The organism is Pseudomonas frederiksbergensis (assembly GCF_001874645.1).
Taxonomy (GTDB): Bacteria; Pseudomonadota; Gammaproteobacteria; order Pseudomonadales; family Pseudomonadaceae; genus Aquipseudomonas; species Aquipseudomonas frederiksbergensis_B.
This window is the reverse complement of record NZ_CP017887.1, coordinates 274,568-284,678: the sequence shown is the minus strand read 5'-3', so window position 1 is coordinate 284,678 and position 10,111 is coordinate 274,568. Positions and strand designations below refer to the sequence as shown.

6 protein-coding genes and 1 pseudogene are annotated in these 10,111 nt (G+C 58.9%); 1 reads left to right on the top strand and 6 read right to left on the bottom strand.

Going from position 1 to position 10,111, the window contains the following annotated elements:
- Positions 1-84: 84 nt before the first annotated feature.
- Positions 85-711 carry an HDOD domain-containing protein gene (locus BLL42_RS29400; protein ID WP_161492375.1) on the bottom strand — a complete coding sequence of 209 codons (627 nt, stop codon included), beginning with the start codon at positions 709-711 and terminating at the stop codon, positions 85-87.
- A complete protein-coding gene (locus BLL42_RS29395) occupies positions 686-1,210 on the bottom strand; it encodes a response regulator (protein WP_081427390.1) in 525 nt (174 codons plus the stop codon). The genes BLL42_RS29400 and BLL42_RS29395 overlap by 26 nt, the downstream gene beginning before the upstream one ends.
- 427 nt (positions 1,211-1,637) lie before the next feature.
- Between BLL42_RS29395 and BLL42_RS28785 the strand changes: the two genes are divergently transcribed.
- Positions 1,638-3,350 carry a cation:proton antiporter gene (locus tag BLL42_RS28785; protein WP_071556083.1) on the top strand — a complete coding sequence of 571 codons (1,713 nt, stop codon included), beginning with the start codon at positions 1,638-1,640 and terminating at the stop codon, positions 3,348-3,350.
- A gap of 1 nt (position 3,351) precedes the next feature.
- On the opposite strand, the pseudogene BLL42_RS28780 reads toward BLL42_RS28785, so the two are convergent.
- From BLL42_RS28780 to nhaA, 4 genes and pseudogenes are all read right to left on the bottom strand, one after another.
- A pseudogene (locus BLL42_RS28780) lies at positions 3,352-3,960 on the bottom strand (ammonium transporter); the annotation flags it as partial.
- Positions 3,961-4,317: 357 nt separating this feature from the next.
- The gene (locus BLL42_RS28775) at positions 4,318-7,386 is read right to left on the bottom strand and encodes an efflux RND transporter permease subunit (protein ID WP_071556081.1); all 3,069 of its coding nucleotides are present in this window, start codon (positions 7,384-7,386) and stop codon (positions 4,318-4,320) included.
- A complete protein-coding gene (locus BLL42_RS28770; RefSeq protein WP_161492374.1) occupies positions 7,383-8,399 on the bottom strand; it encodes an efflux RND transporter periplasmic adaptor subunit in 1,017 nt (338 codons plus the stop codon). Before BLL42_RS28770 ends, BLL42_RS28775 begins: the two co-directional genes overlap by 4 nt.
- A gap of 407 nt (positions 8,400-8,806) precedes the next feature.
- The gene (gene nhaA, locus BLL42_RS28765) at positions 8,807-9,976 is read right to left on the bottom strand and encodes a Na+/H+ antiporter NhaA (protein WP_071556079.1); all 1,170 of its coding nucleotides are present in this window, start codon (positions 9,974-9,976) and stop codon (positions 8,807-8,809) included.
- Positions 9,977-10,111 lie beyond the last annotated feature (135 nt).

Below are 10,111 nucleotides of genomic sequence, written 5' to 3'. Positions count from 1 at the left end.
AAGCCTTCAATATTAAAGTTTAAGCCCTGTTGGGGGGAGGGGGAGGGGGAGGCGAGATGTCCCACCTGCAAGTCCCGAATACGCTCAGGTCAGGCCCGCTAATCGTTGAAGTCTTTCAATGTCTGCTTCAGGTTCGCCATTGTTCATGGCTGCGGCAAGGCGCATAACCACTTGCTCTCGACGTACTTGCATGGGAGGCAAGGCATAGGCAGCACCTATCAACTCACGTAGAACCATAGGCAGCCCCCAGTGCGCTTTCAAGCGAACCGCAAAAGGCGCCGCAAAATCACGGACAGCGTACGTGAGCATTTCTTCATCCGCGGTATTGCCCTGGTTCTCCCATATCTGGGTCAGGTAAAGCACACAGAGTTCGCCCATGCGGTGTAACAGGGCAGCACTTTGCAGCGGAGCGGGATCTAGGCCACATTGTTGAGCCAGGAGAACAACCCTTTCAGCCAAACGCTCAGCAACATCCAGATGACCGTGGACGAATGTCATCAGCAAAGCGTCAGGTTGAGTATTGGTTTGTCGCAAGGCCTGACTGATCGCCAGATTCACGCTGGTAAGCCCCCCCAGCCGTGTAAGGGCACCGTTCAAATTCGTGCATGGCTGGCCGGGGCCGAGATAAGCGGCACTGTTGGCGGCAGCGATCAAATGGGCGCATAGCGCCGGGTCGTACTGCCAATCATTGGCGAGCTTTCTCAAATCCATTAATGCCCCCCCCATAGCCCAATTGAAGCTTTTCCTTCACCGAGGCGAGTAAAGGCAAGTCCAGTTCACCTGCAGACAAACCACTGAGGTAGCTGATCAGATCATCGGTATTGACAGGGGTTGCTCGAGGGGGCTCATCAAGAGGAAGGAGCGCGTCCAGGCACTCCACGACGCGCGAAACCTGAAAAGGCTTGGCGAGAAACGCGCTGATCCGCAGCGACCTGACCGCCAGCACACTCTCTCGATCAGCGCGGCCGGTGATCATTATGAGCGGAGTGCCTTGATCTTTTTCGCGAATTCTCTGCAACAGGCTGACACCGGGAGCATCCGGTAGATTCCAGTCGGCCATAACCAACTGATAGGTACTCTGTTGCCATGCGTCTAAAGCGCTAGCAACGTCACCAAAGCAATCTACTTGCGCAACCGGGCGAATGCTCAAAACGAGTTGCTTTAAAAGATCTGATATCCAAGGGTCATCATCTAGAATCATCACTCGCATTCGGTCATCCTCACTGGGCTGATACCCATCTTCGTAATGTAGTAGCAGTTGACTATTAGCAACAACAATAGACGTCGTTGAGATCAGAGGATGAGGGTGTAACTGAGTGGTTTTAAGTAAGTCACGACAATTTCCCTTTGGTCTGTGGCTTGATAGGATCCTTGAAGGATCGAATCTATTCCTCACCAGCGAACTATACAAGCAAGGTAAGCGAACGGCGCCCCCACCTTGCGTGATTGCACCGGCTGTCACCTAGGCCCGCCCCGAAAAGCGGTCGAGCCATTGAACCCTCTGCCCTGGTGCTCGAACGGCAATGGGTGAGGAAAAACTCTGACGCATATCAGCCGCCCTGAATGCAATTTACGCGATACTCTCGATTTATTTGCTTCTACGCTTGAGTAGCCAGCGCCTATCACCGGAGTTTTCAGTGTTTGCCAATTTGTTGATCATCTTCGCCTCCTCTCTGGTTGTCATTGCCTTGTTCCAGCGCTTGCGCTTGCCGCCGGTGCTGGGTTACCTGTGTGTCGGGCTGTTGATCGGGCCGACTGCACTCAATTGGGTGAATGAGAGCGAAGAGTTGCCGGACCTCGCCGAGTTGGGCGTGGTGTTCCTGTTGTTCTCCCTGGGACTGGAGTTTTCCCTGTCGAAAGTGCTCGCTCTGCGCCAAGTGGTGTTCGGTCTTGGTAGCCTGCAGGTGCTGGCCAGTGGCGTACTGTTGGGCGGCTTGCTGATGGTGCTCGGTATGCCTGCCACGCCGGCACTGTTGTTAGGCGCCGGCCTGGCGCTGTCATCCACCGCGATTGTCAGCAAGGAACTGAGCAGCCTCGGGGAAATTTTCAGCAGCCACGGGAAAAATGCGATAGCGGTGCTGTTGTTCCAGGATGTCGTGGCAGTGTTGTTGCTGACCCTGGTGCCGGTGTTCGCCGGCAGCAGCGATCAGCCCTGGTATTGGGCGCTGCCTCTGACCCTGGGCAAAACCGTAGTGTTGTTCGTCGGCTTGCTGCTGGCCAGTCGCTGGCTGCTGCCGCGACTGTTTCATGAAGTGGCAGCGGCCCGCTCCGCGGAACTGTTCGTATTGCTGGCGCTGGTTATCGTGCTGTTGACGGCATCCCTGACTCACATGCTCGGCCTGTCCCCAGCCCTGGGGGCGTTTCTGGCCGGTATGCTCCTGGGGGAGAGCCATTACCGGCATCAGATCGAAGCGGACATCCGTCCGTTCCGCGACATCCTGCTCGGGGTGTTTTTCGTCAGCATCGGCATGCTGATCGACCTGCAGCTGTTTGCCAGCCACAGTCTGTTGATTGTCGGTCTGACGCTGGGGTTGCTGTTGATCAAGGGCATTGTGGTCGCCTTACTGGTCAAATGGCGCGGTAGCGACAGTGAAACGGCCTGGCGTAGCGGTCTGGCTTTGGCCCAGGGCGGTGAATTCTGCTTCGCGCTGATGGCGCAGATGCAGCAACATCAAATGATGCCCGCCGGCCTCGATGGCTTGTTACTGGCAGCAACGTTTTGCTCGATGCTGCTCACGCCGTTACTGCTGCGCGCCGCGCCCCGAATCGCCGCTAGCATGCATCGCAAACCCAACGAAGAAGCGAAAATCGAGGAAGTCAGCGCACTCAATGCCGGCTTGCACAAACATGTGGTGATTTGTGGCTACGGTCGCGTCGGTCAGTCGATCGGCCGATTTCTCAACCATGAACAGCAATCCTACATCGTATTGGACAGCGATCCGGTGCGCGTTCAGGAAGCCGCCGTGGTTGAACGTTGTGTGCATTACGGAGATGCACGCCGGGGTGAACTGTTGGTCGCCATGGGGCTGGAACGCTCCAGGCTGCTGGTCATCGCGGTCGACCAGCCCAACATCGCCTTGCAAATACTTAAGGAGGCACGCCGACATAGCCAAAGCGTGCCGATTCTGGTGCGCACTCGCGATGACAGTCAGTTAGCCGAACTGAAGGCCGCCGGTGCCAGTGAGGTGGTTCCCGAGGTGCTGGAATCGAGCCTGATGCTTGCCTCTCATGCACTGATTTTGCTGGGTGTCCCCGCCCAGCAGGTGCAAGAGCGGGTCGATCATGTGCGGCATGACAGCTATCGGCTGCTACACGGCTTTTACCCCGGCGCAGATGATGAAGAGACGTAGATCAGTCCTGGCTCACGGCACCGATATTGTGCGCCGACAAGTCCGCGCCGTAATACTCTTCTTCCTGATTCAGGCGCAAACCATGCAACGCCTTGATCACGTCATACACTGGGGAAACACCGGCCAGCGCCACAGTTACCCCTAGCGCAGTGCCGATCAGTTGGCTGATCAGGCTGACTCCGCCCAGTCCACCCAAGGCACTCTGGCCGAAGATGCCACAGGCAACGCCACCCCGCACGCCGCACAGACCATGCAACGGCCACACCCCGAGCACATCGTCGATGCGCTCTTTGCTCTGGGAGGCAGTAAAGCACCAGACAAAACAGCGCCCCGCGATGGCACCTGTCACCAGTGCGCCTACGGGGTGCATCAGATCGGAGCCCGCACAGATTGCTGTCAACCCCGCCAGCGGACCGTTATGCAGAAAGCTGGGGGCATTGCGCCCGACGATCAGCGCCGCCACTGTACCGCCCACCATGGCCATCAGCGAGTTCACCGCCGTCAGCGCCAACCAGCCACCCATGGCGCGCACCACGACGGAGCCGGCAAAATCATGGAAGCTGGCGTCAAAGCGCGCGAACAACCAGGCTTGCAGGCCAAAGTTACCGTTCAAGAACATCTACCTGAGCGTCACTGGCGCCGACGGGCCGTTAGGCTCAGTCAGGCAAAGGTTATGGTTGAGTGCGCGTAACCGATTGATAGTGAACCTTAGTGTGGTAGGCCCGTTGCGTGAACGGGAGCCGCAGGATCGCGGGTTGGGTGCCAGCACGGTGTCGATCACTTTCACCACCATGCAGGCATTTTCCTGTTGCGGGGTAAGGCCCCGGTCATCTTCAATCAATGCCTTGACTTTGGCTCGTTGTCGGGTATGCCCGGATCTGTCGTCGCAGTGGGGAGAGGGGCATCTGCTTCATTTGCAAGCTCAGCCGGTGAAATCTGCGTGTTTTGCTGAAATAAGGAAGTTTTTTCAGTCATATCCGGGCTCTAATTGCTGCGAAACCGGGTTGGGGATGCGTAGCAGTATTGCGTAGAGCAACGGTACAACCAGCAGCGTAAGCCCAGTGGCAAACACTAGGCCAAACATCACCGTGACGGCCATGCTGTGGAAGAATGGGTCGGCCAGCAGGGGAGCAACGCCGAGCACCGTCGTCAGCGCGCCCAGCAAGACCGGACGGACACGACTGGTGGCGGCTTCCAGCAGCGCAGCATACCCCGCGCGGCCGGCCGCTATCTCGGCGTCAATCTGGTCGACCAGGACGATGGCGTTTTTGATCAGCATGCCGGTAAGGCTGAGGAAGCCCAAGATGGCCATGAATTCGAAGGGTGCCTGGAATAACAGCAGCCCGATGGCCACACCCAGCACGGCCAGGGGCACGGTCAGCCAAATCACTGCGGTTTGTCGTAGGGCGTTGAACATCAGGATCACCGCCACAACCATCGCCAGGAAGCCGAAGGGTGCGGCGAGCGCAAGCCCTGCATTGGCCTCCTTGGCGGCTTTGTATTCGCCATGCCATTCCAATTGATAGCCCGCCGGCAGGGGGATTTGTTCAATTTTGGGGCGCAAACGCTCGAAGAGGGGCGCAGAGAGCTCACCAGCCGGCGGGTCGCACTGTGCCTTGATCATCGGGAAGCGGTTCTCGCGGCGGATCAGGGCGTCCTGCCAGCGCGTATCGAGGCGTTCAATGAATTGTTCAATGGGCACAAAGCGTGCGGCGGTAGGGGCGAAGACCAAGACGGTTCGCAGATCTTCCACGCCCCCGCGCTCTGCTTCAGGCGCGCGGGCAATGATGGGCAGCAGTTTCTCGCGTTCACGAAATACGCCGACAGTCGTGCCACTGAGTGTGCGATTGAGTGCGGCATTGAGCTCGGCAGGGGTGACTCCTGCACGCTGCGCTGCGGCCATGTCGTAACGTGGGCTCACCACGGGTACCGGCTGGCGCCAGTCATCTTGAATCGCCAGCGCTTGTGGATCCTCGGCCATAATGGCCTTCGCTTGTTCTGCTAACTGGCGCAGCACAATTGCATCAGGCCCGCGAAATGTGGCCTCGATTTTCTTGCCGCCACCGCGACCAAGCATGAACTTCCAGACCTTGATGTCTGCCTCCGGCAATAGATCGCTAAGCGCCGGCTGCAGGCGGGCGATCAAGTCGGCGATCTGGTGGTAGTCCGTTACATCGACCAGCAGTTGACCATAAGCCGGATTCGGGTCCTCCGGACTGTAGGTCAACATGAAACGCAGCCCGCCTTGACCGATGAAACTGGTAATGGCACTGACATCCTGCTCTGCGCTTACCCGCTGTGCGGCGACGGCAACACGCTCGGCAGTGCGACGTATATCGGTGCCCTGCGGCAGGTAGATATCGACAACGAACTGGGGGCGTGCCGAATCGGGCATGAAGCCTGGTGGTACTTGGCTGAAGGCGATAACACCGGCTGCGAGTAATGTCACCAGCAGCGCTACGGAGCGGCTGCGGTGACGCAGCGCCAGATGCAGCAGGGAAAGGTAGCCGCGCAATAGGCGTCCAGGCGCAGGGCTATCGGGCTGGCGTTCCTGCTTGAGGAAATGCACGCAGAACAGGGGTGTCAGGGTGAGCGCGAACAGCCATGATAGCAGCATGGAGTAAAGGATCACCCAGAAGAGGGAGCCGGCATACTCGCCCATGTCGGTCGGCGACAGGCCGATGGCGCTGAACGCCAATATCCCTACGGTCGTGCCGCCAAGCAGTGGCCAGGCTGTGGCCTTGACCACCGCGCGTGCCGCGTTGACCGGTTGCTCACCCCGCTGCAGACGCACCAGGATGCTATCAGTGACCACAATCGCATTGTCTACCAGCATGCCCAGGGCGATGATCAGGGCGCCCAGGGAGATGCGTTGCATCGCGATACCGTGCGCATACATGGCCATCAGTGTTCCTGCGACCGTTAGCACGAGCACCACGCCAATGATCAAGCCACTGCGTAGCCCCAAAAACAGCAGCAGGACCACCACCACTATGGCCACCGCGGCGATCAGGTTGATCACGAAACCCTGTACGGCGACTCGCACCGAATCGGATTGGAGCGAGATGTTTTCCAGTTGTATGCCTATCGGGTGAATGCCTTCGAGCTCCTGCAGGCGTTGCTGCACGGCTTCACCGAGTTGCACGACGTTTCCGCCGGTGACGTTGGTGATGCCAATGCCGATCGCCGGCTCGCCGTTGCGGCGCATCAGGACCGTGGGCGGTTCAAGATAGTTGCGGCGCACGTCGGCAATGTCCGATAGGCGCACCAGGCCCCGGCTACTGTCGCCGGCGACGATCAGCGCCCGCAGGCTATCCAGTGATGTGCTGTTGGCGAGCGGGCGGACCTCCAAGCGCATGGCGCCCGCCCGCACATTGCCCGCCGGGAGCACCTGGTTATGCAGCGCCAGGGACGCGTGGATCTGCTCCAGTTCCACGCCCAGGCGAGCTGCGCGCTCGCGCACGACCTCAACGAAAATGGCCTCGCGGGGTTCTCCCAGCAGGGCCACCTTTGCCACGCCGGGAACCAGCACCAGTTCGCGGCGCATGCGATCGGCGTAATCATTCAGTTGGCGTGCGCTGTAGTCCTTGCCATGCACGGCGTAGAAAAGCGCGAAGACATCGCCGAAGTCTCCTTTGACCAATGGTCGGGATGCCCCCGGAGGCAGGCTGGGAGCCACCTCGTCCATCTTGCCGCGCAGTTTGCCCCAGACCTGCTCCAGGTCTGCCTGGCTTCCAGCATTGGACAGGCGCACTTCGACCTTGACCAGCGACTCGCCGGCGCGTGAAACCGAGGTGATTTTCTCTATTTCGGGCAGTTGCTGGGCGGCACCCTCGATGCGGTCGGTTATCTCATCCGCGACCTCGGAGGGGCTGGCCCCAGGATAACTGGTTAGGATGGCAGCCTGGCGAATAATGAACTCAGGGTCCTCGAAACGGCCAAGCTGCTGGTAAGCCCAATAACCCCCGCAAAGCACCAGTGCGACAACGAGCCAGGCACTGGTGGCCCGCCGTAACGTGAAGTCGGCGAGGTTCATTCGTCGTGCTCCGCGTTCTCCAGCGGTCGAACTCGCATGCCCTCGCGGAGTGAGGCAATGCCAACACTGACGATTCGCTCACCGACGTTCAGTCCGGATGGTACTGCGATCATTTCGCCGCTCACATCCCCGGTGACCACGGCGCGGCGGGTCACCCGGCCATCCTCGGCCACTATCCAGACATGGGGGGCGCCGTCGGCACCAGCACTGATTGCACTCAGAGGTACTGCTGGCAACCCATCTTCGTGTGTCTGCACGAACGGCTGCACGCTGGCGGACATGCCGGGCAGGATCGGGAAGGAGGCTGTGCCAGGTTCGAGGCTCAGGATCACCTCGTACGTCTGCGTTTGCGGGTGGGCCTCGGCAGAGTAGCCGTTGAGATTCAGTTGTACGGGCTGCTCGTGCCCTTCGAACACTGCCAGTGCGCGAGTTTGCCGCGGCTGGCTACGCAGCAGTCGTTCAGGCACGTGAATGACGATCTCCAACTGTTCCAGGTTCTGCAGTTCGGCGATCGGCTGCTTGGCCTGGACATTGCCGAAGGTCTCTATGTGGCGGCGTACTAGGATGCCGTCGAAGGGGGCTCGCAGGCTTGTATTGGCCAGTTCCTCGCGCGCTGTGGCTAAACGGCTGCGCATGACCTCTAGGGTCGCTTGTCGATCATCGACTAGCGTGCGCGCCAGTTGTTGCCGCTCCCAGAGTTGAAAGTGGCGCTGGTAGTCTGTTTGGGCGCGTTTAAATTCTGCCTCTGCGGCTCGCACACGGGAGGCAAAGAGGGTGTCGTCAAGCCGGGCAATGACATGCCCCTGTGCGACTCTGGCACCTGTTTCGGTCTTGAACTCGACCAGCTTGCCGGCTACATCGAATGACAGTTCGGCTCGCCGCGCAGCGCGTACAACACCAGGGAAGCGCAATTTGCTGCCCGCTGTATCGCTTCCCACGGTAACGATAATTGCCGGTCGTGCTGGGGGCTCAGTTATCGGTGGCGGGATATCGTCATTGCATCCCGTGATCATGGCTAGTACCAGCAAAGGCAGCCAGTGAAGTGGGATGTGTGCCGCTGCTCTTAGCGAGTTACTCTGTCTAGGCATTTACCCTTTGTCCCAACTAATCGTGCGATTTTTTTTAGACTGTGCATGTTCGATCACGGGATCTGCCGGAGTGAACAATACCCAAGCCAAATTCCCCAAAACTGGCCGCATTGATACCCAGGTAAGTAGAGTGCTGTTTTATGTCATCAGGTTCAACTCAATAACGGTGTTGCACTCAGATCCTGCAACCGCCCCTAGCGTCGTTGAAACGGCCGGTATTTAAGTTCCGAAGGAGCAACAAATTTCTGTCGTATCTGTTTCTATTTAATTCAAGGCGATAGCGCTCTAACGCATTAAAAGCCGCCCCGCAGGTCGGCTTTTTCGTCTGCTCTTTAGCGCGCCGGGCGGCTGCTCAGGTAGCAGACGGCGTAGCCGATCACGGCGGCCAAGAGCGAGCCGGTGAGGATGCCTACGCGGTCCATGCCAGCGTATTCACTGACCTCCGGGATAAACGCCAGGGAGCCAACAAACAGGCTCATAGTGAAGCCAATGCCGCACAGGATCGACAGCCCAAGCACCTGCCCCCAGTTGGTATCTTGTGGCAGTTTGGCCCAGCCAGACTGGATGGTCAGCCAGGTAAAGCCGAACACCCCAATAGTCTTGCCCAGCAGCAGGCCAGCAGTAATGCCCAACGGGACCGGATGCATAAAGCTCTCCACGCTCAGACCGCCCAATGGCACGCCTGCGTTGGCAAAGGCGAACAGCGGTAAAATGGCAAAGGCCACCCAAGGTTGCAGGGCGTGCTCAAGGGTCAGCAAGGGCGAAGCGTTTCCGTCCCGCGGGCGCAGTGGAATGATCAGGGCCAAGGTCACGCCAGCCAGGGTCGCATGTACGCCGCTCTTAAGTACGCAAACCCACAGCAGGGCGCCAATCACCAGATACGGACTGAGCCTGCTGACACCAAAGCGGTTCATCAGGATCAAGGTGCTGAGGAAAATAGCGGCGAGAATCAGTGACAGGTTGGACAGTTCGCTGGAGTAGAACAGGGCAATGACAATGATTGCGCCAAGGTCGTCGATGATTGCCAGGGTCATCAGGAACAGTTTCAGCGACACCGGGACGCGCTTGCCGAGCAGGGCCAGCACGCCGAGGGCGAATGCAATGTCGGTGGCCATGGGAATGGCCCAGCCGCCGGCCGCCGCCGGGTTGTCATGGTTCAGCCACCAGTAGACCAAGGCGGGGATCAGCATGCCGCCGATGGCTGCTGTGCCGGGCAGGACCAACTGAGCGGGCTGGCGCAATTGCCCTTCGAGCACCTCGCGTTTGACCTCCAGGCCGATCAGCAGGAAGAACAGCGCCATCAGGCCATCGTTGATCCACAGCAGCAAGGGCTTGGCGATTTGCAGGGCGCCGACTTGCACGGCCACAGGCGCATTTAGCAGGCCGTTGTAGAGAAAGCTCAGTGGCGAGTTATTGATGCTCATGGCCAGCACGGCGGCGCCAATTAGCATTAGGCCGCTGGCCGATTCCAACTGCAAAAAACGGGTAAGAGTATCGCGCATAATGAAGACCACTTATTAGTAGAGCCAGACCTTCACCCTACCGTGCAACGTCCCTGTAGAGAACAAAAAACAGTATTGATTTTTGTTGCACCTGCTGCAGGTCGACGGCAAACAATGCACCCTTCCGGTCTACAG

Coding starts and splice junctions, on each gene's coding strand:
- nhaA (WP_071556079.1), bottom strand. CDS start 9,976: ATGCGCGATACTCTTACCCGTTTTTTGCAGTTGGAATCGGCCAGCGGC.
- BLL42_RS29395 (WP_081427390.1), bottom strand. CDS start 1,210: ATGCGAGTGATGATTCTAGATGATGACCCTTGGATATCAGATCTTTTA.
- BLL42_RS28770 (WP_161492374.1), bottom strand. CDS start 8,399: ATGATCACGGGATGCAATGACGATATCCCGCCACCGATAACTGAGCCC.
- BLL42_RS28775 (WP_071556081.1), bottom strand. CDS start 7,386: ATGAACCTCGCCGACTTCACGTTACGGCGGGCCACCAGTGCCTGGCTC.
- BLL42_RS29400 (WP_161492375.1), bottom strand. CDS start 711: ATGGATTTGAGAAAGCTCGCCAATGATTGGCAGTACGACCCGGCGCTA.